Source organism: Brevundimonas sp. Root1279 (assembly GCF_001425945.1).
Taxonomy (GTDB): domain Bacteria; phylum Pseudomonadota; class Alphaproteobacteria; order Caulobacterales; family Caulobacteraceae; genus Brevundimonas.
The window spans coordinates 124,353-149,152 of record NZ_LMEB01000008.1 but is presented as its reverse complement, the minus strand read 5'-3'; the positions used below and the strand labels follow the sequence as shown (position 1 = coordinate 149,152).

Below are 24,800 nucleotides of genomic sequence, written 5' to 3'. Positions count from 1 at the left end.
TGTCGGGGGCCCTTGTGCGTTTCCAGATACTGACCACGCGTCCGGCGTGCCGCATGCCTCACGCGCCATGGCTCGGCCGAACGTCGCAAGGTGACGCGGCATGCAACCTGCGGTCAAGCGCCGTCGGACGCGAGCCGATCACGGGCTGTTGCAAGCGCGTCGGGGTTGCTAAGTGAGGCTTCGCGCGCGGCGCGGGGAATGGCGAGGGGCGTCAATGGCTGCGGATCCCGGCAAGTCGGTGGTCAAGATCGGCGACGTGGCCCTTCGGGCGGGCGTCTCGCCGATGACCGTGTCACGGGTCATGAACAATGCGCCGGGCGTGAAGGCCTCCACTCGCGAGGCCGTGCTGAAGGCCGTCGAGGCCCTGGGATACGCCCCCAACGCCGCCGCCCGGAGCCTGGCCCGCGCCGGCGCCGGCCGTCTGGGCCTGCTCTATTCCAACCCCAGCGCCAGCTATCTGAGCGAGTTCCTGATCGGCGCCCTGGAGGGGGTGCACCGCGTCGGGGCCCAGTTGCTGATCGAGAAGTGCGAGCCCGATCCGGAGAGCGAACGCGCCGCCATCAACCGGCTGGTCGCCGGCGGGGTGGTCGGCGTGGTCCTGCCGCCGCCGCATGGCGAGTCCTGGGCCGCCCTGGCCGAGGTGCAGGCGCATAACCTGGCCGTAGTCGCCGTCGCCGCCGGCCGCTTCAAGTCCGAGGCCCAGAGCGTCCGCATCGACGACATGGCCGCCGCTGCCGAGATGACCCGCCACCTGCTGTCCCTGGGCCACCGTCGCATCGGCTTCATCAAGGGCGCGCCCAACCAGACCGCCAGCGCCGAGCGCCTGATCGGCTTCGAGACCGAAATCGCCGCCGCAGAGCCCGCCGCCGAATGCCTGGTCGAAGCCGGGGAGTTCACCTACCGCTCCGGCTTCGAGGCCGCCGAGCGCCTGCTTTCGGCGCGCCGTCCGCCGACCGCCATCTTCGCCAGCAACGACGACATGGCCGCGGCCGCCATCGCCGCCGCTCATCGGCGCGGCCTCGACGTGCCAGGTCAGCTGACGGTGGTCGGCTTCGACGACACGCCGCTGGCCACCGCCGTCTGGCCGTCGCTGACCACCATCCGCCAGCCGGTCGCCGAGATGGCCGAGACCGCCATCCGCCTGCTGGCCGAGGCTGGGCCGAACCGCGACCCCGAAGAGGCGACCGAACACCTGGTCGCCCACCAGCTGATCGTCCGGGAATCCTCGGCCCCTCCCGCACAGTGATTTCACCCATAAAAGCTTGACACGGTCGCCGACGCTGGCGACTGTTAGCGCTAACATACAACGACCCGGCCCCGCCCAGCGGGAAGCCAGCGGCCGAGGAAAATGGCGCGACTCATCGATCATCTGCCCGCCGACTGGCGTGACGCCCTGCTGCTGGGCCGTGCCCAATTGGCCGAGGGCCCGACCCCTGTGCTCGTGCGCGGCGGCCGGCTCTACGACATCTCCGGCTTCGCACCGACCAGCGCGGAAGCCGTGTCCCGCGCCGCCGACCTCGCGACCGTGGAAGGCCGGGACCTCGGCGCGCTTGACGACCTCGACTTCACCCGTGCGTGGGAATCCGACAGCGAGGGCCTGACCCTGCTGTCGCCGGTCGACCTGCAGGTCATCAAGGCCTCGGGCGTGACCTTCGCGGTCTCGGCGCTGGAGCGGGTCATCGAAGAGGCCGCGCGTGGCGACGCCTCGGCCGCCGGGTCGATCCGCGAGCGCCTGTCGGCCCGCATCGGCGGCGACCTCAAGGCCGTGCAGCCGGGGTCCGAACAGGCCACCGCTCTCAAGGCCGCCCTGATCGACGACGGCCTGTGGTCGCAGTATCTGGAAGTGGCCATCGGCCCCGACGCCGAGATCTTCACCAAGGCCCCCATCCTGGCCTCGGTCGGCTGGGGCGACTGGGTCGGCGTGCGGGCCGACTCGGCCTGGAACAACCCCGAGCCGGAAGTCGTCATCGTCTGCGATCCCGAGGGCCGCCCGGTCGGCGCGAGCCTCGGCAACGACGTCAACCTGCGCGACATTGAGGGCCGCAGCGCCCTGCTGCTCGGCAAGGCCAAGGACAACAACGCCTCCGCCTCGATCGGCCCCTTCATCCGGCTGTTCGACGGCGGCTTTTCCATGGACGACGTGCGCCAGGCGACCATCGCCCTGGAGGTGGTCGGAGACGATGGCTTCGTCATGCGCGGCCAGAGCTCGATGAGCCTGATCAGCCGCGACCCGGAGGCGTTGGTGCGACAGACGACCGGCTCGAACCACCAGTATCCCGACGGCTTCGCCCTCTACCTCGGCACCATGTTCGCGCCGATCGACGACCGTGACGCCCCGGGCAAGGGCTTCACCCACAAGGTCGGCGACGTCGTGCGCGTCTCGTCCGAGCGGCTGGGCGTGCTCGAGAACAAGGTCACGACCTGCGACCAGGCGCCGAAATGGACGCTCGGGGTGCTGGGGCTGATGCGTAATCTGGCCGGGCGGGGCCTGGTGGGGGCGAGTCAATGAGTGGGGCGATCTATCCTTCGCTGAAGGGTCGGCTGGTGGTGGTGACGGGCGGAGGCTCGGGCATCGGCGCCGGTCTCACCGAGGGCTTCGCCCGCCAGGGCGCGCGGGTGGTCTTCCTCGATGTGCTCGAGGACGAGTCGCGCAAGCTCGAGGCCGCCCTGGCCTCGTTCGATCCGGCCCCGATCTTCCACCGCTGCGATCTGTGCGACGTCGAGGCCCTGCGCGCCTGCCTGGCCGACATCGCCGCGACGCACGGCCCGGTCGACGTCCTGGTCAACAACGCGGCCAATGACGATCGCCACACCCTGACCGAAGTCACGCCGGCCTATTGGGACGACCGCATCGCGGTGAACCTGCGGCACCTGTATTTCGCGGCTCAGGCCGTGGCTCCGGCCATGCGCGAGCGCGGCGCCGGGGTCATCCTCAACCTCGGCTCGATCAGCTGGCACCTCGGCCTGCCTGACCTGTCGCTGTACGAGACGGCCAAGGCCGGCATCGAGGGCATGACCCGCGCCCTGGCCCGCGAGCTCGGCGCGGACGGCGTGCGCGTCGCCTGCATCGTGCCGGGCAACGTCCGCACCCCGCGCCAGATGAAATGGTACACGCCCGAGGGCGAGGCCGAGATCGTCGCCGCCCAGTGCCTGAAGGGTCGCATCGAGCCGGTCGACGTCGCCGCCCTGGCCCTGTTCCTGGCTTCGGATGACGCGCGCTTCATCACCGGGCATGAGTATTTCGTGGACGCGGGCTGGAGATAGCCCGAGGTTGCGACAGCGGGGCCGCAAGAGCCCATGAGGGAGGATTGAGAATGGCAGGACCGACGGGGGGCTCGGGCCCAGATCTGGCCGGATCGGACAAGGTCAACATGGGCTTCATCGCCGCCATCGTCGCCGTGGCGACCATCGGCGGTCTTCTGTTCGGCTACGACAGCGGCGCCGTGAACGGCACCCAGGCGGGGCTGACCGCGGCCTTCAACCTCGACGCTGACGGGCTGGGCTTCACGGTCGGTTCGCTGCTGATCGGCTGCGCCTTCGGGGCCTTCTTCGCCGGGCGTCTGGCCGACGTGATCGGGCGCCGCACGGTGATGATCGTCGCCGCCCTGCTGTTCCTGTTCGGGGCCCTGATCCAGGGCTTCACCGGCGATCACACCCTGTTCGTCGCCGCCCGCTTCGCCGCCGGCATGGCGGTGGGGGCCGCCAGCGTGCTCTCGCCGCTCTACATCTCGGAAGTCGCCCCGGCGAACATCCGCGGCCGGATGAGCACGGTGCAGCAGGTGATGATCATCACCGGCCTGACCGCCGCCTTCCTGGTCAACTACTTCCTGGCCAAGACCGCCGGCAGCTCGCTGGGCCACATCGCCGGCACGGAAGCCTGGCGCTGGATGTACCTGGCCCAGGCCGTGCCCGCCGCCGTCTTCCTGGTGGCCCTGTTCTTCATCCCGGAAAGCCCGCGCTACCTGATCGGCCGGGGCAAGATCGATGCGGCGCGCGCCGTCCTGACCAAGCTGTTCGGCGCCGAGGCCGCCGAGCGCAAGGTCGGCGAAATCAGCGCCACCTTCTCCAAGGACCACCGCCCCAGCTTCGCGGACATCGCCGCCAAGGGTATCCTGTTCCGCCCCATCGTCTGGGCCGGGATCATGCTGGCCACCTTCCAGCAGTTCGTCGGCATCAACGTCATCTTCTATTACGGCGAGACCCTGTGGAAGCTGGCCGGGGTCTCCGAGTCCGTGGCCCTGGAGCGCAACATCCTGTCCGGCGCGGTCTCGATCGCCGCCGTGCTCGCCGCCCTGGCCGTGATCGACAAGATCGGCCGCAAGCCGCTGCTGGTGATCGGCTCGGTCGGCATGGCCGTGAGCCTGGCCGCCATGACCTGGGCCTTCATGGGCGCCGGCCATGACGCCGCCGGCAATCTGGCGCTCACCCCGACGACCGGCATGGTCGCCCTGGTCGCCGCCAACCTCTACGTCATCTTCTTCAACTTCAGCTGGGGCCCGGTGATGTGGGTCATGCTGGGCGAGATGTTCCCCAACCAGATGCGCGGTTCGGCGCTGGCGATCGCGGGCCTGGCCCAGTGGGGCGCCAACTATCTGGTGGTGCAGAGCTTCCCGCGCATGGCCGACGGCCTGGGTCTGGGCGGCACCTACGCCCTCTACACGGCGGCCGCCGTCGTCAGCATCTTCCTCGTCCGCTCCTTCATCCAGGAGACCAAGGGCAAGGAACTGGAAGAGATGACCGGCTGACCCCGGCCGCGTCGAAGACTATCTACCCTCACGGGCGGCGCTCCCCCGCCGCCCGTGTCACTTTGAGGAACTCGCCATGACCGACACGCTCGAACTCTCCCACTGGATCAATGGCGAGAAGGTCCCGACCGACCGGCCCAGCGAAAGCCTCAACCCTTCCGACACCCGCGACCTGGTCGCCCGCACCCCCGATGGCGACGTCGCCGAAGTGAACGCCGCCGTCGCCGCCGCCAAGGACGCCTTCCCGGCCTGGTCCGAGGCCTCGCCCGAGGTCCGCTCGGACATCCTGGACAAGGCCTCCAACCTGCTGATGGCGCGCAAGGAGGAGGTCGGCCGCCTGCTCTCGCGCGAAGAGGGCAAGACCCTGCCGGAAGGCATCGGCGAGACCGCCCGCGCCGCCCGCATCCTCAAATATTTCGCAGGCGAGGCCCTGCGCCTGCACGGCCAGAACCTGGCCTCCGTCCGCCCGAGCGTCGAGATCCAGACCTACCGCCAGCCGGTCGGCGTCTTCGGCCTGATCACGCCGTGGAACTTCCCCATCGCCATCCCGGCCTGGAAGGCCGCCCCGGCCCTGGCCTTCGGCAACACCGTCGTCATCAAGCCCGCCGGCCCGACCCCGGCCACGGCCGAGGCCCTGGTCGCCATCCTGCATGAGGCCGGCCTGCCCAAGGGCGTGCTCAACATGGTCGTCGGCCGCGGCCGCGTCGGACAGGCCCTGGTCGACCACAAGGATGTCGACGGCATCTCCTTCACCGGCTCGCAGGGCGTGGGCCGCGGCGTCGCCGCCGGCGCCGTGGCGCGCCAGGCTCGCGTCCAGCTCGAGATGGGCGGCAAGAACCCGCTGATCGTGCTCGACGACGCCGACCTGGAGCGCGCCGTGATGATCGCGCTCGACGGCTCCTACTACGCCACCGGCCAGCGCTGCACCGCCTCCAGCCGCCTGATCGTCCAGGACGGCATCCACGACCGCTTCGTGCAACTGCTCGGCGAGAAGGTCGCGGCCCTGCGCGTCGGCGGGGCCCTGGACCCCAACACCCAGATCGGCCCGGCGGTCAGCGAGGACCAGCGCGAGACCTCTTACCGCTACATCGACATCGCCAAGGGGGAGGGCGGCCGCATCGTCGCCGGCGGCGAGCGCCTGAGCCTCGAAACGCCCGGCTGGTATGTCCAGCCGACCCTGATCGCCGACACCGACCCGAATGGCCGGATCAACAACGAAGAGGTCTTCGGTCCGGTCGCCTCGACCATCCGGGTCAAGGACTACGAAGAGGCCCTGGCCATCGCCAACGGCGTCGAGTTCGGCCTGTCGGCGGGCATCGTCACCAGCTCGCTGAAGCACGCCCGCGACTTCCAGCGCCGCGCCAAGGCCGGCATGACCATGGTCAACCTGCCGACCGCCGGGGTCGACTATCACGTGCCCTTCGGCGGCACGAAGTCGTCCAGCTACGGCGCCCGCGAGCAGGGCTTCGCGGCCGCCGAGTTCTTCACCCTGACCAAGACCTCCTACTCGGCCGGCTGATCGATGAGCGCACAACCCGAACTGATCTGGGACGTCCAGGCCGAGCTGGGCGAGGGCCCCGTCTGGGATGACGCCAGCGGCTGCCTGTGGTTCGTCGACATCAAGGGCCGCAAGCTGCATCGCTACGACCCGGCGACCGGCGGCAAGGACTCGTGGGATACGCCGGACCAGACCGGCTTCGCCCTTCCGGCCGAGGACGGCTCGCTGGTCTGCGGCGTGCGCGGCGGCCTGCACCGGTTCGATCCGGAAACGGGCGCCTTCGCCCTGATCCAGCGGGTCGAAGAGGACCGGCCGCAGAACCGGCTGAACGACGGCTTCGTCGCCCCGGATGGGACCCTGTGGTTCGGGTCGATGGACGACAGCGAAGACACCGTCTCCGGCGCCCTCTACCGCTGGCGCGGCGGCGAACTGACCCGCCACGACGACGGCTACCGCGTCACCAACGGTCCGGCGCTCAGCCCGGACGGCCGGACGATGTACCACCACGACACCACTGAGCGGCGCGTCTACGCCTTCGACCACGCCGATGGCTATCTGACCAACAAGCGGCTGTTCGCCATCACCGAGGACGGCTTCGCCGACGGCCCAAGCGTGGACGCCGACGGCGTGCTGCACGTCGGCCTGTTCAACGGCTGGGGCGTGGCCCGTTTCGCGCCGTCGGGCGAGCGCATCGGCAAGATCGAGCTGCCGGTGCAGACGGTGACCAAGGCGGCTTTCGGCGGCGGCGACCGGCGCGACCTCTACTGCACCACCGCCTGGCTCGGGAACGCCGACAAGCGCGCGGCCCAGCCGACGCTCGGCGGCCTGTATCGCGTCCGGGTCGAGACCCCCGGCCTGCCGCAGGCGCGGGTCAAGCTGTGATCGTCCTCGAACGGGGCGGCTGGCGCCTGTCCCTCCGCCCCGACCTCGGCGGCTCGATCGCCCGGCTGACGGTCGACGGTCGCGACGTGCTGCGTCCGACCGCCGAGGGCGAGACCGACATCCTGCAGGTCGCCTGCTTCCCCCTGGTCCCCTACGCCAACCGCATCGCCGAGGGGCGGTTCGCCTTCGACGGCCGCGCGGTGTCCCTGCCGGCGCTGCCGCAGTTCTCGCCGCACGCCTTGCACGGCGACGGCTGGCTGAACCCCTGGGAGATGCTGGACCAGGACGCGACCTCGGCCCGGATGGTCTACCGGCACGAAGCCGGCGCCTGGCCCTGGGCCTATGAGGCGATCCAGACCTTCGCTCTCACCGAGGCCGGCCTGCGCGTCGACCTGTCGGTGCGCAACCTCAGCGACGCCGCCATGCCCGCAGGCTTGGGTCTGCATCCGTATTTCCCGGTCGCGGACGACACCCGCCTGACCCTGGCCGCGACCTCCGTCTGGCGCGCCGAGGGCAGTTTGATCCCGACCGCCCAGGTCGGCACGGCCGATGTGCTCGACTGGTCGCAGGGCCGCACCGTCGCCGACGCCCCCTTCGTGGACCATTGCTACGCGGGTTGGGACGGTGTGGCGCGGATCGAGGGGCAGGGCAGGGCGACCGTCGTCCGCGCCTCGGCGAACGCTGCCTGGGCCCACGTCTATGCGCCCGGCGAAGACTTCTGCTGCGTCGAACCCGTCACCCACCGCCCGAACGCGCTCCACGCGCCCGCCGGCGAGGCCAGCGGCCTTACCGTCCTCCAGCCCGGCGGGAGCATGGCGATGTGGATGGAGATCGGGGTCGAGCGCTGACCCCTTGTCATCCCCGACGAAGCGAAGCGGAGATCGGGGGCGCCAGCTGCATTTCTAGTTGATCCGCCCGGAGGCTGCGCAGCAGCAAGCCGGGCGACTGCCTGTGCGACGCTGCCTGTCTCCCGGACAGCTGCCGACGCAGCTTCCGGGAGCGCCAGTCAAAGTGGTTCCGCGTCCCGGATAGCGCCTGCGGCGCTTCCGGGATGACAAGCTCCACGCCAGGACAGGCCGTCCTAGTGGTTGTCCCGGGGCAGGCCGAACTTGTCGATGATGCGGTGGTATTTCACGGCCGGCTCCAGAGTCGCGCCGGTTTCCAGCTGGCCGACCATGCTGCGCTGGATCTCCTGCCAGGGCGTCTGCGAGGCGGGGTACGTGTACCCGCCCGCCGCCTCGAAGGCTGCACGGCGCTCGGCCAGCGCCTCGTCCGAAATCAGGATGTCGGCGCGGCCGGTGTTCAGGTCGATGCGCACCCGGTCGCCGGTCTGCAGCAGGGCGATGTTCCCTCCCGCGGCCGCTTCCGGCGAGGCGTTGAGGATCGAGGGCGAGCCCGAGGTGCCCGACTGGCGGCCGTCGCCGATGCAGGCGATGGCGGTGACGCCCTGTTTGATCAGGTAGGCGGGCGGCCGCATGTTTACGACCTCGGCCGCGCCCGGATAGCCGATCGGACCGGCGCCGCGCATGAACAGCAGGGTCCGCTCGGTGATGCCCAGGCTCTCGTCGTCGATGCGGTGGTGATAGTCCTCCGGCCCGTCGAACACGACCGCCGGGCCCTCGAAGGCGTTGGGGTCGGCCGGGTCGGACAGATAGCGCTCGCGGAACTCCGGGCTGATGACGCTCAGCTTCATGATGGCGGTCGAGAACAGGTTGCCGGTCAGCACCAGGAAGCCGGCGTCGGTCTTCATCGGCGCGTCGAAGGTCTTGATCACGTCCGGCAGGACGATCTCGGCCCCGCGGCAGTTGTCGCCCATGGTCTTGCCGTTGACGGTGAGGGCGCCCTCGTGGATCAAGCCCTGCTGCATCAGCTGGTTGACCACGGCGGGCACGCCGCCCGCATGGAAATAGTCCTCACCCAGGTACTCGCCGGCGGGCTGCAGATTGACCAGCAGCGGCACGTGCAGGCCGTGGGTCTCCCAGTCCTTTAGCGGCACCTCGACGCCGGCGTGGCGGGCCAGGGCGGTCAGGTGGATCGGGGCGTTGGTCGAGCCGCCGATGGCGCTGTTGACGACGATGGCGTTGTGGAACGCCTCCTTGGTCAGGATGTCCGACGGCTTGAGGTCCTCGCGCACCATCTCGACGATGCGCAGGCCGGTCTCATAGGCGACCTGCGCCCGTTCGCGGTACGGCGCCGGGATGGCCGCCGAGCCGGGCAGGGACATGCCCAGCGCCTCGGCCAGCGAGTTCATCGTCGTCGCCGTGCCCATGGTGTTGCAGTATCCGACCGACGGCGCCGAGGAGGCCACCAGCTCGATGAAGCCGTCGTAGTCGATCTCGCCGGCGGCCATCATCTGGCGGGCCTTCCAGATGATCGTGCCCGAGCCGGTGCGCTCGCCCTTGTGCCAGCCGTTCAGCATCGGGCCGACCGACAGGGCGATGGCGGGCATGTCGACGGTCGCCGCAGCCATCAGGCAGGCGGGAGTGGTCTTGTCGCAGCCGATGGTCAGGACGACGCCGTCCAGCGGATAGCCGTACAGGCTCTCGACCAGGCCGAGGTAGGCCAGGTTGCGGTCCAGCCCGGCGGTCGGGCGCTTGCCGGTCTCCTGGATCGGGTGGACCGGGAACTCCATGGCGATGCCGCCGGCCTCGCGAATGCCTTCGCGCAGGCGCTCGGCCAGCACCAGGTGGTGGCGGTTGCAGGGGCTGAGGTCCGAGCCGGTCTGGGCGATGCCGATGATCGGCTTGTCCGACTGCAGCTCCTTCCGCGTCAGGCCGTAGTTCAGGTAGCGCTCGAGATAGAGCGCGGTCATGTCCGGGTTCTCCGGATTGTCGAACCAGGCGCGCGAGCGCAGCGGCTTCTTCATGTCAGGTCAGTTCCAGCCGCCGTCGACGACGTAGTGTTGATTGGTGATGGCCGAGGCGTCGTCGGACGACAGGAAGACCACGACGCGGGCGACGTCGTCGGGGACCAGCGGGCGCTTGATGCACTGGTTGGCGTAGATCTCCTTCTCGGTCTCCGGGGTGACCCAGAGCTCGAGCTGGCGTTCCGTCATGATCCAGCCGGGGGCGACGGCGTTGACCCTCACCCCGTGCCCGCCGAAGTCGCGGGCCAGCGAGCGGGTCAGGCCCAGCACCGCCGACTTGGACGCCGTATAGGCCGCCATGCCGCCCTGGCCGATGATCCAGGAGCAGGAGCCCAGGTTGACGATGGAGCCCTTCTGGGCGGCCATCATGTCGGGGAGCACGGCCTGCGATGCGAAGAACTGGTGCTTCAGATTCACGGCCATGCGGCCATCCCAGTAGTCTTCGGTGACCTCAAGCGTCTCGTGGCGCTCGTCGTGGGCGGCGTTGTTGATCAGCACGCCGATCGGACCGAGGCGTGCGCGCACCTCGTCCACCGCAGCCTTCAGGGCCGGGATGTCGGTCACGTCGCAGCGAACGAACAGGGCGGCTTCGCCCAGTTCTTCCTGGAGCCTCTCGCCGCGCGCGGCGTCGAGATCGAGGAAGCCGACCCTGGCTCCCTGGGCGACGAAGGCGCGGGTGATGGCCTCGCCGATGCCGCCCGCGCCGCCGGTGACGACGACGGTCTTGCCCGCGAGATCGGGATAGATGGCGGCCATGGCGCTCCCCAGTCAGCACCTTTCACTCATGAAAGCGCTGTTCGTCCGCGAAAATGCTGATCCGGGCGTGCGAAGTCAACGCGCCGGGGCGGGCGCGTCATCAATTTCGGTGGCTTGTTTGATCAGGAGGCTTGCGAGACCGCGCTCATCTCGGCCGAGATCGCCGCCGCCGCCTTACGAAGGTGGCCGACGGCCTCCTCAATGCTGCAGGTCGGCGGGGTGCGCTCGATATAGGGCGAGATCAGGGTGGCGATGACCCCGTCGGCCCCGATGACCGGCGCCACCAGGTCGGTGACCCCCTTCACGAAGTCGCTGGCCCGCTCGACATGGCCGTGCGCGCCTGCCTCGTCGGCGGCCTTGATGAATTTCTGCGTCCGCCCGGCCCCGAACTTGGCCGTCAGCCGCTCGCGCAGCTGCGCCTTGGCCACGGCCGAGGCCGCGCCGTAGAACATCAGGCCGGAGGTGGCGTCGATGACATTGCGGCGGTAGCCAACGCGCACCGAGAAGCCGAGGTCGCCTGGTCCCTCGACGCGGGCGATGACCACGATCTGCTCGTCCGACAGCACCACCAGGTGGCAGGACTGAACCGTCGTCAGAGCCAGTTCGCGCATCACCGGCAGGGCGGCGTCGATCAGCGACTTCACCGGCGCCTGGGCCATGCCCAGGGTGAACAGCCGGTTGGTCAGGCGATAGCCCTCCGGCGACTGTTCGATATAGCCGCGGAACTCCAGCACCTGGATCATGCGGAACAGCTCGCTGACCGACCGGCCCAGCACCCCCGACATCTGCGACGGCGTCATCGGCTCGCCATGCGACGCCAGCAGCTCCAGCACGTCGAGCCCCTTCTCGAGCGCCGGCGCGCGGTATTTGCGGTCGTCGGTATCGTCGTTCAGCGACATGAGGCCTCGGTTCTCGTTCGGATAGCGAAGCTAGCCGTTCCCGCTGCTTCGGAGAAGTCGCCGCAGCCCGATCACCTGTGAACCATCGTGTCGAATATGAAAACCGTATTGCCGACACCGCCGGCGTCCCCTAGCGTCCCGGCCGAGTCCGGAACAGGACCGCGCCGGGGAGGCATTTCATGACGCTCGCGACCATCGATCTGGTCATTCTCGCCATCTACGCCGTCTGCATCTTCGGCCTGGCCCAATGGGTCTCGCGCGACAAGACCGGTGCGAAAAAGACCTCGACCGACTATTTCCTGGCGTCGAAGAACCTGCCCTGGTGGGCTATCGGCGCCTCTCTGATCGCGGCCAACATCTCGGCCGAGCAGATCATCGGCATGTCGCACTCGGGCTATGTGATCGGCCTGGCGATCGCCTCCTACGAATGGATGGCGGCCCTGACCCTGATCATCGTCGGCAAGTATTTCCTGCCGATCTTCCTGGCCAACAACATCTACACCATGCCCCAGTTTCTGGAGCAGCGGTACGGACCGACGCTGCGGACCGTCATGGCCGTGTTCTGGCTGATCCTCTACGTCTTCGTGAACGTGACCTCGATCCTGTGGCTGGGCGCCGTGCCGATCCATACCCTGACGGGCCTCGATCCGATTGTCTCGGTCATCATCCTGGGCCTCTTCGCCCTGGCCTATCAGATGTGGGGCGGGCTGAAGGCCGTGGCCCTGACCGACATCGTCCAGGTCACCCTGCTGGTGCTCGGCGGCCTGATCATCGCCTACATCGCGCTCGGCCAGATCGGCGGCGACGCCGGCGTTCTCGGCGGCTTCACCACCCTGACCAGCCAGTTCCCCGAGAAGTTCGACATGATCCTCTCGCCCGACAGCCCGCACTTCAAGGACCTGCCGGGCATCGCCGTCCTGATCGGCGGTCTGTGGATCATGAATCTGAGCTACTGGGGCTTCAACCAGTACATCATCCAGCGCGGCCTGGCCGCCAAGTCGGTCCCCGAGGCCCAGAAGGGGATCGCCTTCGCCGCCTATCTGAAGCTGCTGATGCCGGTCATCGTGGTCCTGCCGGGCCTCGCCGCCCTGGCCCTGTTCGAGCCCGGAGCGGTCGGCCACAACGCCGCCTATCCGATGGTCATGGGCCTGCTGCCGGTCGGCCTGAAGGGGCTCGTCTTCGCCGCCCTGGTCGCCGCAATCATCGCCTCGCTGGCGTCGAAGGTGAACTCGATCGCCACCATCTTCACCCTCGACCTTTACGCCAAGGCCCGGAAGGGCTCGTCCGAGTCGCACCTGGTGCTGGTGGGCCGCATCGCGGCGGTGGTCGCCACCGTCATCGGCATCATCGCCGCCCGCCCGCTGGTCGGCAGCTTCGAGCAGGCCTTCCAGTTCATCCAGGAGTTCACCGGCTTCTTCACCCCGGGTATCGTGGTGATCTTCATGCTGGGCATGTTCTGGAAGCGCGCCTCCGAGGCCGGCGCCCTGACCGGGGCCATCCTGTCGGTGGTGCTGTCGGCCGGGTTCTGGTGGCTGCAGTCGACCGGCGCCTTCGTCTTCCCGTTCATGAACCGGGTCGGCGTCGTCTTCGTGGTCTCCCTGCTGGCGGCGATCATCGTCTCCCTCCTGGTCCCGCAAAAGACCCAGCCGGTCCCGATCACCTTCGAGGGCGTCAGCTACAAGACGACTACGGGCTTCAACATCGCGGCCCTGGGCGTCATCGCCTTCCTCATCGCGGTCTACGCCATCTGGTGGTGACCGTGGCCTGAGGGTCGAACGCAGGCGGCGCCGCTCCCCGAGCGGCGCCGTTTTCGTATCAGCGGGGCGTCAGGCGCACCGCCGCCCCGCCGCTGCCGGCGAGGTTCAGGGTCAAGGCGTCGCCCGCCCGCACCGTCCGCGTCTCGATCACGGTTCGGTCCGGCGCATCGCCGTCCGCGTAGATCGTCGCCGTGAAGGTCCGGCCGCCGAGGAAGTCGAGCGGCACGGTCACCGTCCGCGCTTCTTCGTTGGTCATGGCCCCCAGGTACCAGTCGGCGCCCTTGCGCCGCGCCAGCACGATCGACTGGCCGATCTCGCCGGCGATGAAGCGGGTCTCGTCCCAGGTCGTGGGAACGGCCTGCAGGAAGGGCATCTCGGGCTGGCCGGCGTAGGCGTCCGGCGTATCGGCCACGATCGCCAGCGGGCTGTCGTAGACGACATACATGGCCAGGCCGTGCGCCCGCGTCGTCTGCACCGTCGGCAGGATGAAGCGGTCCTTGAAGTCCTCGGGCCGCACGTTGCGGAAGCCGCCCGGCGTGTAGTCGATCGGGCCGATGATCATGCGCGTGTAGGGCAGGGTGACGTTGTGCGTCGCCGTCACCCGCGAGGACCATTTGTTGTACTCGGCCCCCAGCACCCCTTCCTGGGTCAGGTAGTTGGGATAGGTCCGCGCCAGGCCGGTCGGGTGGAAGGCGCCATGCAGGTCGACCAGCAGCCGATGCTCGGCGGCCTGGCCCAGCAGGCGGTGATACCAGTCGACCATCTGCTGGTCGTCGCGGTCCATGAAGTCGACCTTGATGCCGGCCACGCCCCAGTCGCGGTACTGGTCCAGCGCCGCGTCGAACTGGGCGTCCAGCGCCTTCCAGTTGACCCACAGCAGGACCCCGACGTCGCGCTCGCGGCCGTAGGCGACCAGGGCGGGCATGTCGATCTCGGGGATGGTCCGGGTCACGTCGACGCCGCGCCGCACCAAGCCGCCGCCCCCGGCGCCGAGGTTCCAGCCCTCGTCGATCATGACGTATTCGAAGTCATTGGCGGCCGCGAAGTCGATGTAGGCCTTGAAGGTCTCGGTGTTCATGCCGGCGTTCGGCACGGACGAGACCTGGCCGCCGTTCCACCAGTCCCAGGCCGCCTTGCCGGGCTTGACCCAGGAGGCGTCGAAGTCCGGGCCGGGGCTGAGGTCGGTCACCAGGGTCGACTCGATCAGCTCGCCCGGACGGTCGGCGATCATCACCACCCGCCAGGGCGTAGCCAGGTCCGAGCCGACGCGGGTGCGGGCGGCGACCTGCGGGTCGTCCAGCCGCGGGGCCAGCTTGGCCTGGACGCCGGTCCCGCCGTCGCCGCGCCCGGCAAGGTAGAGGGCCGGATAGTCGCGCAGGTCCGCCTCGGCCAGGGCGAGGGCCGGGCCGCCGTCGCCGGTCTCGCAGACCAGCGGCGCGTCATAGGCGTTGTGGTCGCGGAAGCGTGCGGCCTCGATCGGGTCGAATTCCCCCTCGTGGGACGAGTTGAACCGCCCCAGGTTCAGCCCCCAACAGCGATAGTCGCCGGGGAATGCGAACTGCGTGCCCTCGGCCTTGAGCCCGAGCGTCTCGGTCCCCGGTGCGGCCGGCACGAGGTAGCGGAAGGCGACGCCGTCGTCGTAGGCGCGGAACACCAGTTGCATGTCGCGGCCTGGGCGGCCGGGCTGGTCCGGCTCGGTCAGGTCGACGGTCAGTTCGTTGTACGGCTTGCGGACGCGCGAGGCCTTGCCGATCAGGTCGTAGCGGTCCTCGCCCTGCCGACGGGCCGACCCCTCGACCGTCATGCCGCGGCCCAGCGTCCCGCCTGCCTCGAGGTCGAGCGTCAGTTGCGACGGCGACAGGATCTCGCGCCCGTCCAGCCGGACCGCATAGGTGGCCGTTCCGTCCTGCGGGCTGGCTACGGTCAGCCGGATCCGCCCGTCCGGCGAGGCGAGGCCCAGGTCCTGGGCTAGGGCAGGGGAGGCGAAGGCGAGGGTCGCCGCGGCGCCCATCAGCATGGAGCGAAGGGTCATCGGGCGATCTCCGGGAGAGGGAACGTCAGGCGGCGTCGTCGTAGGCGCGGCAGTGGCGGTCGATGAACTGCTGGTGCGTCGGCATGCTCGCCACGCCCCGCTGGATCACCCCGCGCATGCCTTCCAGCTTGGTCGCGAGCTCGGCCAGCGGCTTCTGGTCGGCCATCGGGTCGTAGCCGCTCGGCATGATGCCCTGGCCCAGCATCACTGCGACCCAGCTGGTGAAGGCGAACAGATCCTCCTGCTTGCCCCACACTCGGGCCCGGCTGCGGAACAGGTCGACCCGCGTCTTCAGGCTGTCCGGGATGCTCATCGTCCGGACGTGGTTCCAGAACTCGGAATCGTCCCGCTGGGTCGCGTGATAATGCAGGATCACGAAGTCACGGGCGTGCTCGTACTCCTCCTGGATAATGGCGTTGTACTTGTCGATGTCCGTCTGATCGAAGCGCAGGTCGGGGAAGAAGGACATCAACGTCGTCACACCGGTCTGCACCAGGTGGATGCTGGTCGACTCGAGCGGCTCGATGAAACCGGACGCCAGGCCCAGGCAGACGACGTTCTTGTTCCACGCCTTCTTACGGCGGCCGGTCAGGAAGCGCAGCATGCGCGGCTCGGCCAAGGGCTTGCCGTCCAGGTTCGCCATCAGCGTGTCGCGGGCGGCCTCGTCGGTGGTGAAGGACGAGCAGTAGACGTGGCCGTTGCCGGTGCGGTGCTGCAGCTGGATGCGCCATTGCCAGCCGGCGTCATGGGCGGTGGACTTGGTATAGAGCGTCGGCGCGCCGACGGCCTCGCAGGGCACGGCCTGCGCCCGATCGACCGGCAGCCAGTGGGACCAGTCCTCGTAGCCGGTCTGCAGCGCACCCTCGATCAGCAGGCCGCGGAAGCCTGAGCAGTCGATGAAAAGGTCGCCCGCCAACGTCTCTCCGTTGTCGAGCGACAGCGATTCCACGAAGCCGGTCTCGGAGTTCAGGTTCACCCCGACGATCTTGCGCTCGTGCCGGCGCACGCCCCGGCCCATGGCCATGTCGCGCAGGAAGGCGCCGTACAGGCTGGCGTCGAAGTGGAAGGCGTGGGCCATCCGCGACAGGACGTTACGCGGATCCTGAGACGGGCGGGCGAACTTGCCGGCCTTCATCGCCTGGATAACCAGAGAATAGTCATCCAGCGACCCGGCCTCGATGCCGTTCGCCTTGGCGCGCAGCCAGTGGTGATGGAAGTGCAGGCCCTCCAGGTCCGCGCCATAGGTGCTGAACGGGTGGACATACTCGTTGCCCAGCGAACCCCAGTTCTGGAATTGGATGCCAAGCTTGAAGGTCGCCTGGGTGCGGCGGACGAACTCGTCTTCGTCAATTCCCAGCTGGCGGTTCAGCGCCTGGATCGGGGGGATGGTCGCCTCGCCGACGCCGACGGTGCCGATCTCCGGCGATTCGACCAGCTCGATGGCGCAGTAGCCGGGCCGCAGGCTCTTCGATATGACCGCCGCCGCCATCCAGCCGGCGGTGCCGCCGCCGACGATGACGATTCGCTTCAGCCGGTTGTCCGTCATGTCGCTCCCCATGGCGTCTGCCGCGCCTGACCCACCGTTATCATGGGTTCATATCTGGAAACAGATTTCACTCATGATTTCCCTGTCCGCAAGCGTTGCAACGGGGAAACGGTCCGCCAACCGATGATAGCGCTAACAAAAAACGGTTTTCTTTCCCTGAAACTTGTTGCATCCTTGAAATGCGAACGGACCCGGCACGCCCGGAAAAGTCCGTTCCGTTGGGAGAATGTGTCACCCCAGGACTGCCTCAGAGCGGCCGCGGCGACAAAAGGGGAGGGTCGACATTGATGTCTCGGATTAACCGCGCCGGACGGCTGGCGCTGATGTGTGGCGCTTCCGTGCTTTCGATCGCCGCGCTGGCCGCGCCGACCATGGTCCTGGCGCAGGACGCTTCGCCGCCCGCCCAGGAAGACGAGGTCGACGAGGTCATCGTCACCGGCATTCGCGCCAGCCTGCAGTCGGCTCAGTCGCGCAAGCAGAACGCCGAGCAGTTCGTCGATTCGATCACCGCCGTGGACATCGGCCGTCTGCCGGACGTCAACGTCGCCGAAGCCCTTCAGCGGGTCTCGGGCGTGCAGATCACCCGCAACTACGGCGAAGGTTCGGGGATCGCGATCCGCGGCCTGACCAATGTCCGTTCGGAACTGAACGGCCGTGACATCTTCTCCGCCTCGGGCGGTCGCAGCCTGAGCTGGGAAGAGGTCGGCGCCGACCTGCTCGCCGGCGTGGACGTCTACAAGAACCCCTCGGCCGAGATGATCGAGGGCGGTCTGGGCGGCACCATCAACCTGCGCACCCGCCTGCCGTTCGACGCCTCGGACCGCGTGATCTCGGCCAGCGTCTCGGGCACCCACTACGACCTGGTCAACGACAACGGCTATTCGGCCTCCTTCCTGGTCAGCGACCGCTGGATGACCGGCGCCGGCGAGTTCGGCGCCATGCTGAACATGTCCTACGGCGAGACCGCCTTCCGTCAGGACAAGGCGGTCGTCGAGCCCTATTTCGCCCGCACCGACATCCCCGGCTTCCTCGGCCAGGAGATCGCCGTGCCGAACGGCGGCGGCTTCTCCGTCGGCTTCGGCGATCGTGAGCGCCTCAGCACGGCCCTGGCCCTGCAATGGCGTCCGAACGACAGCATGGAGTTCTACCTCCAGGCCCTGCGCGCCGATTACGACTTCCGCGACAATGGCCTGTCCTACTTCGCCTACGGCGGCGGCTCGCCGCTGACCGTCGCGCCGGGCGGGGTGTTCACCGTAGAGGACGGCATCGCCACCTCGGGCTCCTTCATCAACCCGGGCGTGGATGCGGTCACCTATTCGACCGGCCGTGAGACCGACACCACCGACATCTCGGTCGGCGGCTCGTGGCAGGTCAACGACCACTTCAAGATCACTGCCGACCTGCAGTACATCGACTCCAACGTCTACATGGAGACGATGAACCTGACGGCGTCGGTCCTGACCAACACCTCGGGTCCGATCGACTGGGGCAACGGCGGCGTGCCCATGTTCCCGGGCAACTACGTCTTCGACTTCGACACCACGACGTCGATCCCGTCCTTCGGCGCCAGCGACGACTATTACGCAGACCTGGACAACTACGGCCTGACCGCCGTGCTGCCGTACCGCGAGCTGAACGACGCCGAGAGCCTGGCCTTCCGCACCGACCTGACCTGGGAGTTCGATGACGGCGGCTTCCTGCGTGACGTGCGCATGGGCGTCCGCGCCACCGACCGCTCGGCGGTCAACCGCTCGACCACCTACGGCACCTGGACCGCGGTCGGCTCGACCTGCGCCAACTGGTCCAGCCCGGCGGGCTGCTTCCGCCTGAGCGACTTCCCCGATCAGGCCGAGATGTTCCCGTTCCGGAACTCCTTCCTGAACGGCGACGGCCAGAACGTCTTCGGCGACGTCTGGATGTGGGGCCTGCGCCAGGTCTCCAACCCGCAGGCGGTGTTCGACATGCTCGGCGCGCCGCCGATCAACCAGACCGTCGGCTTCCGCGACTTCAACGATCCGGCGGCCCAGGTCTCGAACGTCACCGAGCAGACCTACGCCGGCTACACGGTGGTCCGTTTCGGCTCGACCGTCGGCGGCATGTCGTGGGACGGCAACGCCGGGGTCCGCATCGTCCGTACCAACTCGGCCTCGGACGGGTTCCAGACGATCAACTACCGTGACCCGGCCTACGTCCCGTCGCCCGGCACCACGCCGCCGACCCTGTCGATCGTCACGCCGATCGTGGGCGAGAACCAGTACACGCACGTCTTGCCCAGCCTGAACCTGCGTCTGCACGTGACCGACCAGCTGCAACTGCGCTTCGCGGCGTCGCGCAACCTGGCCCGGCCGGACTTCGGACAGCTGAACGCGACCTTCAACATCAGCCCGACCTACCTGCCGAACTCGCAGTCGCCGCTGCCGGATCCGAACACCCCCGGCACAGGCACCGCCACCGGCAATCCGACCCTGGATCCGCAGCTGGTCACGGCGTTCGACGCCTCGATCGAGTGGTATTTCGACGACGTCGGCTTCGTCTACGGCACCGTCTTCCGCAAGAACATCGAAGACCTGTTCTTCACGACGAGCGGTCTCGAGACCTACTTCCTGCCCGGGATCGGGGATGTGCAGTTCAACATCCAGCGGCTCGAGAACGTGGACGAGGGTGAGCTGGAAGGTTTCGAGATCGGCGGCCAGCGCTTCTTCGACTTCCTGCCGGCGCCCTTCGACGGGCTCGGCGTCCAGGCGAACTACACCTTCATCGACTCCAACGCCGCCACCATCGCGGCCAATGCCCAGACGGGCGGGGACGAGATCTCGGTGCCGATCCAGGGTCTGTCGAAGAACAGCTACAACCTGATCCTGCTCTACGAGAAGTACGGCTTCAATGCCCGCCTCGCCTACAACTGGCGCGACGACTACCTCCAGGGCACGAACAACGTGGGCACCGGCCAGTTGCCGATCTTCGGCAAGGCCTATGGCGTCCTCGACGGTTCGATCAGCTATGACTTCAATGAAAACGTGGCTCTGACCTTCGACGCCCAGAACATCCTGAACCAGGAGTTCCAGACGTATCAGATCGTCCAGAACCGCTATCGCGACTATCAGGTCGACGACCGCCGCTTCAGCGTCCGTCTCCGCGTCCGCTACTAGGACCGGCGCCTGAACGACTACCCGGGCGCCGCCGTCCTCGGCGGCGCCCGGTTTCATGTTTGCGTGGGAGGTGTTGGGATGGGTGTGAAGGCTTGGACCGCCGCGGCGGTGGTGATCGGACAACTGGCGCTCGCCGGCGTAGCCCTGGCCCAGGAGCCCATTCCCCGCATCGTCCGCGACGGCGACCGCCACGCCCTGCTGGTCGATGGCGCGCCCTTCACCATCCTCGGCGCCCAGGTCAACAACTCGAGCAACTATCCGACGCCCCTGGCCGAGGTCTGGCCCGCCGTCCGCTTCGTCGGCGCCAACACCGTCCAGGTCCCGCTCGGCTGGGAGCAGATCGAACCGGTCGAGGGCCAGTTCGACTTCAGCTTCGTCGACCATCTGGTCGCCGAGGCCCGCAAGAACGACGTCCGCCTGGTGCTGCTGTGGTTCGGCACCTGGAAGAACACCGCCCCCAAATACGCTCCGGCCTGGGTCCGCCTCGATCCCGAGCGCTTCCCGCTGCTGCAGAAGTCGGACGGCACGGACTCCTACGCCCTGTCGCCGCACGCGCAGGCTACGCTCGAGGCCGACAAGCGCGCCTTCGTCGCCCTGATGCGCCACCTGCGCCAGATTGATGAGCGCGAGCGCACGGTCATCATGGTCCAGCCCGAGAACGAGACCGGCACCTACGGCTCGGTCCGCGATTTCGGCCCCGAGGCCCAGGCCCTGTTCAACGGTCCGGTCCCCGCCGCCCTCCTTCAGCGCATGGGCAAGCAGCCGGGGACCTGGAGCGAAGTGTTCGGCAAGGACGCCGACGAGTTCTTCCACGCCTGGGCCATCGGCTCCTTCGTCGGCGAGGTCGCCGCCGCGGGCAAGGCCGAGTACCCGCTGCCGATGTACGTCAACGCCGCCCTGCGCGATCCGGTCAATCACCAGGATCCCAACACCTACGCCTCGGGCGGCCCGACCTGGAACGTCGTCGAGGTCTGGCAGGCCGCGGCGCCGGCCATCGACTTCCTGTCGCCCGACATCTACGAGCGCGCCTCGGTCAAGTACGAGGCCCACCTCGACCGCTACGACCGCGCCGACAATCCGCTGTTCGTCGCCGAGACCGGCAATGACGTGCAGTACCCGCGCTACCTGTTCTCGACCCTCGGCCGCGGCGGCATCGGCTTTTCGCCCTTCGGCATCGACTTCACCGGCTACTCCAACTTCCCGCTCGGCGCCCGGGTGGTGAACGAGCAGTCCCTGACGCCGATGCGCGACGTCTATCGCCTCATCGCCCCCTGGCAGCGCGTCTGGGCCAAGGCCGCCTACGAGCGTCAGGTCTGGGGCGCCTCCGAGCCGGATGATCGCTCGTCCCAGACCCTCGACCTCGGCGAATGGACCGCCGTCGTCAGCTACCTCCGCGGCCAGTTCGGCCCCGACCTGCTGCCTGAAACCCCGGACCTCGAGAAGCCCAGCGGCGGCGTGGTCATCGCCGAGATCGCGCCGGGCGAATACATCGCCACCGGCCTGCGCGCCCGCATCGACTTCAACGCCAAGCCCTCGACCGACGGCAAGCGCCGAACGGTGCTGCGCTACGAGCAGGGCCATTTCGACGCCGACGGCCAATGGGTCTTCGAGAGCGTCTGGAACGGCGACCAGACCGACTACGGCGTCAACTTCACCGACCGTCCGCGCCTGCTGCGCGTGGTCACCGCCACCTACTGACCCGCAACTCCCCCCGGAGCGGAGCTTCCGTATGCTGCTCAATACCCGCCTTCTGAAATCGGCCAGCGTCGCCGTCCTGCTCGCGGCCTCCAGCGCCGCCTGCGCCTCGGCGCCCGGGGTCGGCGCGACGCCCGAAGCCGCGATCGGCTCGGCCGTCCAGCGCACCGCCGACGGCGTCATCGTCACGCCGCAGACGGGCGAGGCGAGGGCGGTCCGCCTGCAGGTCTTCGGCCCACGCGCCATTCGAGTCACCGCTTCGCCGGACGCCGACTTCACGGCCCCCGCCAGCCTGATGGTCACGGCCCAGCCGCAGACCACGGGCTTCGAGGTTGAGACCCTGGCCGACCGCGTCCTGCTCAAGACCGCCGAACTGACCGCCGAGGTTTCGCTCGACACCGGCGCCGTGCGCTTCCTCGAGCCCTCGGGCGAGGTCATCCTGGCCGAGCGCTCGGACGGCCGCGAGATCTCGCCGGTGACCATCGAGGACCAGAAGGGCTCGCACCAGTTCGAGACCGTCCGCCAGGTCTTCGACCCGGGCGCCGACGACGCCTTTTACGGCCTCGGCCAGCACCAACAGGGCGTGCTCAACTACCGCGGCAAGGACGTCGAGCTGGCCCAGCACAACATGGACGTCGGCGTGCCCTTCGTGGCCTCGACCGGCGGCTACGGCGTGCTGTGGGACAACAACTCGATCACCCGCTTCGGCGACCCGCGCGCCTACGGCATGATCGACGAGCGCCTGATCGTGCGCGACGCCACCGGCCGCTTCGGCGGCTTGACGGCCAGCTACTATCAGAACGACGTGCTGAAGGTTCAGCGCCAGGAAGCCCAGGTGAACTACGAGTTCATCCGCGACCAGCAGCGCTGGCCCGAGGGCTTCAAGGCCCAGCCGGCCCAGCCCGTTCAGGTCGGCGACATGGGTCGCTCGGGCCAGGAGGGCGTGCGCGTCGTCTGGGAAGGCACCATCGAGACGCCGGAAGCCGGCGACCACAAGTTCAAGCTCTACTCGTCGGGCTACGCCAAGGTCTGGGTCGACGGCGAGTTGAAGATCGACCGCTGGCGCCAGAACTGGAACCCGTGGTTCCACGACTTCGACGTCGAGCTGCCCGCAGGCCGTCAGGTGCCGATCAAGATCGAATGGATCCCCGGCGACGGCTACATCGCCCTGCGCCACCTTGACCCGCAGGCGCCGGCCGACCAGCAGGCCCTGTCGCTGTGGTCGCAGGCCGGCCACGACATCGACTACTATTTCGTCGAGGGCGAAAACCTCGACGAGGTCATGGCCGAGTACCGCGGCCTGACCGGCAAGGCGACCATGCTGCCGCGCTGGGCGTACGGCTTCTGGCAGAGCCGCCAGCGCTACAACACCCAGGCTGAAGTCGTTGACACGGTGAAGGAATATCGCCGCCTCGGCCTGCCGATCGACAACGTCGTCCAGGACTGGTTCTACTGGCCCGAGAACGCCTGGGGCTCGCACGATTTCGACGCCGCCCGCTATCCGGACCCGGCTCAGATGGTCCGCGACGTCCATGACCTGAACGCCAACATCATCATCTCGGTGTGGCCGAAATTCTATCCGACGACGGACCACTACAAGCAGCTCGACGCGATCGGCGGCATGTACACCCGCAACGTTGAGATGGGCGCGCGCGACTGGGTCGGACCCGGCTACGCCAACAGCTTCTATGACGCCTATCTGCCGGCCGCCCGCGACCTGTACTGGCGCCAGATCAGCGACAAGATGCGCGACAAGGACTTCGACGGCTGGTGGCTCGACTCGGTCGAGCCGGACATGCACTCGAACCTCGACATCCCAGAGCGCACCCTGCGCATGGGGCCGACCGCGGCCGGTCCGGGCGCCCTGCTGTTCAACTCCTATCCGCTGGTCAACGCCGAGGGCGTCTACGAGCGCTTCCGCGCCGAACAGCCGGACACCCGCACCTACATCCTGACCCGCTCGGCCTGGGGCGGCCTGCAGCGCACCGGCTCGACCCTGTGGTCGGGCGACGTGGCGGCCCGCTGGGACGACCTGGCCGAACAGGTCTCGGCGGGCCTGAACGCCGGCCTGTCGGGCCTGCCCAACTGGACCCACGACATCGGCGGCTTCTCGGTCGAGTCGCGCTACTCGAACCCGGCCGGCATGAAGCCCGAGGACCAGGCCGAGTGGGACGAGCTGAACCTCCGCTGGTTCCAGTTCGGCGCCTTCTCGCCGGTGTTCCGCTCGCACGGCGAGTTCCCGCTGCGCGAGGTCTATAACCTGGCCAAGCCGGACACCGCCCTGTACGCGGCGTTCGCCGACCAGATGCGTCTGCGCTACCGCCTGATGCCGTACATCTACACCCTGGCCGGGGACACCTGGCACGAGGACGGCACCATCATGCGCGCCCTGGCCATGGACTTCCCGCAGGACGCCCGCGTCCAGGACATCAACGACCAGTACATGTTCGGCCCGGCCCTGATGGTCGCCCCGGTGCATCAGTACAAGGCGCGCAGCCGCTCGGTCTATTTCCCGGCCGGCGCCGACTGGTACGACGCCTACACCGGCCGCCGCATCGCCGGCGGGGCCGAGGCGACGGTCGACGCTCCGCTGGAGCGCATCCCGCTGTTCGTGCGCGCTGGTTCGATCCTGCCGACCGGTCCGCAGGTGCAGTACACCGCCGAGAAGCTGGACGGCCCGATCACCTTGACCGTCTACACGGGCGCCGACGGGTCGTTTGAACTCTACGATGACGCCGGCACGACCTACGGCTACGAGCGGGGCGAGTTCTCGCGCATTCCGGTCCGCTGGGACCAGGCGTCGGGCGTGTTGACGATCGGCGAGCGTAGCGGTTCCTATCCGGGCATGCCCGCCAACCGGACCTTCAAGATCCGCTGGATCGACGGCCCGACCGGCGCGGCGATGGACTGGGACGCCGCCGGCGCCCGCGTGGTCGAGTACTCGGGCTCGGCGGTTCAGGTCCGCCGCTAGGACA

The 24,800-nt window shown here is 68.5% G+C and carries 16 protein-coding genes; 11 read left to right on the top strand and 5 right to left on the bottom strand.

Translation table 11 applies throughout. The features are described from left to right. Positions 1 to 214: 214 nt before the first annotated feature. The 7 genes from ASC65_RS12715 (at position 215) to ASC65_RS12685 (ending at position 7,973) form a co-directional block, all read left to right on the top strand. Positions 215 to 1,246 carry a LacI family DNA-binding transcriptional regulator gene (locus ASC65_RS12715; RefSeq protein ID WP_056453862.1) on the top strand — a complete coding sequence of 344 codons (1,032 nt, stop codon included), beginning with the start codon at positions 215 to 217 and terminating at the stop codon, positions 1,244 to 1,246. A gap of 102 nt (positions 1,247 to 1,348) precedes the next feature. Next, positions 1,349 to 2,509, top strand: coding sequence for a fumarylacetoacetate hydrolase family protein (locus ASC65_RS12710; protein ID WP_056453860.1), 1,161 nt, complete (start codon positions 1,349 to 1,351; stop codon positions 2,507 to 2,509). After that, positions 2,506 to 3,264, top strand: coding sequence for an SDR family NAD(P)-dependent oxidoreductase (locus ASC65_RS12705; protein WP_056453857.1), 759 nt, complete (start codon positions 2,506 to 2,508; stop codon positions 3,262 to 3,264). Before ASC65_RS12710 ends, ASC65_RS12705 begins: the two co-directional genes overlap by 4 nt. Positions 3,265 to 3,314: 50 nt before the next feature. Further along, entirely contained in the window at positions 3,315 to 4,745 is a 1,431-nt protein-coding gene (locus ASC65_RS12700; RefSeq protein WP_056453854.1) for a sugar porter family MFS transporter, read from the top strand. A gap of 76 nt (positions 4,746 to 4,821) precedes the next feature. Next, positions 4,822 to 6,264 carry an aldehyde dehydrogenase family protein gene (locus ASC65_RS12695; RefSeq protein WP_056453851.1) on the top strand — a complete coding sequence of 481 codons (1,443 nt, stop codon included), beginning with the start codon at positions 4,822 to 4,824 and terminating at the stop codon, positions 6,262 to 6,264. 3 nt (positions 6,265 to 6,267) lie between these two features. Beyond that, entirely contained in the window at positions 6,268 to 7,125 is an 858-nt protein-coding gene (locus tag ASC65_RS12690; RefSeq protein ID WP_056453848.1) for an SMP-30/gluconolactonase/LRE family protein, read from the top strand. After that, positions 7,122 to 7,973, top strand: coding sequence for an aldose 1-epimerase (locus ASC65_RS12685; protein WP_056453845.1), 852 nt, complete (start codon positions 7,122 to 7,124; stop codon positions 7,971 to 7,973). Before ASC65_RS12690 ends, ASC65_RS12685 begins: the two co-directional genes overlap by 4 nt. Positions 7,974 to 8,206: 233 nt before the next feature. Here the strand turns inward: ASC65_RS12685 and ASC65_RS12680 are convergent, their stop codons facing one another. From ASC65_RS12680 to ASC65_RS12670, 3 genes are all read right to left on the bottom strand, one after another. Next, positions 8,207 to 9,991: an IlvD/Edd family dehydratase gene (locus ASC65_RS12680; protein ID WP_056453842.1), complete on the bottom strand. Its 1,785-nt coding sequence runs from the start codon at positions 9,989 to 9,991 to the stop codon at positions 8,207 to 8,209. Positions 9,992 to 9,997: 6 nt separating this feature from the next. After that, on the bottom strand, positions 9,998 to 10,747 hold the full coding sequence (locus tag ASC65_RS12675) for an SDR family NAD(P)-dependent oxidoreductase (RefSeq protein ID WP_056453839.1): 750 nt from the start codon (positions 10,745 to 10,747) through the stop codon (positions 9,998 to 10,000). A 122-nt stretch (positions 10,748 to 10,869) separates the two neighbouring features. Then, entirely contained in the window at positions 10,870 to 11,646 is a 777-nt protein-coding gene (locus tag ASC65_RS12670; RefSeq protein ID WP_056453836.1) for an IclR family transcriptional regulator, read from the bottom strand. Between the two features lie 179 nt (positions 11,647 to 11,825). Here ASC65_RS12670 and ASC65_RS12665 point away from each other — a divergent pair, with 179 nt between their 5' ends. Further along, a complete protein-coding gene (locus ASC65_RS12665) occupies positions 11,826 to 13,403 on the top strand; it encodes a sodium/sugar symporter (protein WP_056453833.1) in 1,578 nt (525 codons plus the stop codon). Between the two features lie 58 nt (positions 13,404 to 13,461). Here the strand turns inward: ASC65_RS12665 and ASC65_RS12660 are convergent, their stop codons facing one another. Together ASC65_RS12660 and ASC65_RS12655 are read right to left on the bottom strand one after the other, a co-directional pair. Next, positions 13,462 to 15,435: a glycoside hydrolase family 97 protein gene (locus ASC65_RS12660; RefSeq protein ID WP_056453829.1), complete on the bottom strand. Its 1,974-nt coding sequence runs from the start codon at positions 15,433 to 15,435 to the stop codon at positions 13,462 to 13,464. A gap of 25 nt (positions 15,436 to 15,460) precedes the next feature. Beyond that, entirely contained in the window at positions 15,461 to 16,981 is a 1,521-nt protein-coding gene (locus ASC65_RS12655) for a tryptophan halogenase family protein (RefSeq protein ID WP_056454194.1), read from the bottom strand. A gap of 287 nt (positions 16,982 to 17,268) precedes the next feature. Here ASC65_RS12655 and ASC65_RS12650 point away from each other — a divergent pair, with 287 nt between their 5' ends. The 3 genes from ASC65_RS12650 (at position 17,269) to ASC65_RS12640 (ending at position 24,796) form a co-directional block, all read left to right on the top strand. Beyond that, positions 17,269 to 20,130 (top strand): TonB-dependent receptor, encoded by a 2,862-nt coding sequence (locus ASC65_RS12650; protein ID WP_162245681.1) that lies wholly within the window; start codon positions 17,269 to 17,271, stop codon positions 20,128 to 20,130. Positions 20,131 to 20,208: 78 nt separating this feature from the next. Further along, a complete protein-coding gene (locus tag ASC65_RS12645; RefSeq protein WP_056453823.1) occupies positions 20,209 to 21,828 on the top strand; it encodes a DUF5597 domain-containing protein in 1,620 nt (539 codons plus the stop codon). A 31-nt stretch (positions 21,829 to 21,859) separates the two neighbouring features. Further along, positions 21,860 to 24,796, top strand: coding sequence for a TIM-barrel domain-containing protein (locus tag ASC65_RS12640; protein ID WP_156459659.1), 2,937 nt, complete (start codon positions 21,860 to 21,862; stop codon positions 24,794 to 24,796). Positions 24,797 to 24,800: the final 4 nt, after the last annotated feature.

What these genes read in the sequence shown, in the direction of transcription:
- ASC65_RS12715 (WP_056453862.1), top strand. Translation starts at nt 215, where the DNA reads ATGGCTGCGGATCCCGGCAAGTCGGTGGTCAAGATCGGCGACGTGGCC.
- ASC65_RS12710 (WP_056453860.1), top strand. Translation starts at nt 1,349, where the DNA reads ATGGCGCGACTCATCGATCATCTGCCCGCCGACTGGCGTGACGCCCTG.
- ASC65_RS12705 (WP_056453857.1), top strand. Translation starts at nt 2,506, where the DNA reads ATGAGTGGGGCGATCTATCCTTCGCTGAAGGGTCGGCTGGTGGTGGTG.
- ASC65_RS12700 (WP_056453854.1), top strand. Translation starts at nt 3,315, where the DNA reads ATGGCAGGACCGACGGGGGGCTCGGGCCCAGATCTGGCCGGATCGGAC.
- ASC65_RS12695 (WP_056453851.1), top strand. Translation starts at nt 4,822, where the DNA reads ATGACCGACACGCTCGAACTCTCCCACTGGATCAATGGCGAGAAGGTC.
- ASC65_RS12690 (WP_056453848.1), top strand. Translation starts at nt 6,268, where the DNA reads ATGAGCGCACAACCCGAACTGATCTGGGACGTCCAGGCCGAGCTGGGC.
- ASC65_RS12680 (WP_056453842.1), bottom strand. Translation starts at nt 9,991, where the DNA reads ATGAAGAAGCCGCTGCGCTCGCGCGCCTGGTTCGACAATCCGGAGAAC.
- ASC65_RS12675 (WP_056453839.1), bottom strand. Translation starts at nt 10,747, where the DNA reads ATGGCCGCCATCTATCCCGATCTCGCGGGCAAGACCGTCGTCGTCACC.
- ASC65_RS12670 (WP_056453836.1), bottom strand. Translation starts at nt 11,646, where the DNA reads ATGTCGCTGAACGACGATACCGACGACCGCAAATACCGCGCGCCGGCG.
- ASC65_RS12665 (WP_056453833.1), top strand. Translation starts at nt 11,826, where the DNA reads ATGACGCTCGCGACCATCGATCTGGTCATTCTCGCCATCTACGCCGTC.
- ASC65_RS12660 (WP_056453829.1), bottom strand. Translation starts at nt 15,435, where the DNA reads ATGACCCTTCGCTCCATGCTGATGGGCGCCGCGGCGACCCTCGCCTTC.
- ASC65_RS12655 (WP_056454194.1), bottom strand. Translation starts at nt 16,981, where the DNA reads ATGACGGACAACCGGCTGAAGCGAATCGTCATCGTCGGCGGCGGCACC.
- ASC65_RS12650 (WP_162245681.1), top strand. Translation starts at nt 17,269, where the DNA reads ATGTCTCGGATTAACCGCGCCGGACGGCTGGCGCTGATGTGTGGCGCT.
- ASC65_RS12645 (WP_056453823.1), top strand. Translation starts at nt 20,209, where the DNA reads ATGGGTGTGAAGGCTTGGACCGCCGCGGCGGTGGTGATCGGACAACTG.
- ASC65_RS12640 (WP_156459659.1), top strand. Translation starts at nt 21,860, where the DNA reads ATGCTGCTCAATACCCGCCTTCTGAAATCGGCCAGCGTCGCCGTCCTG.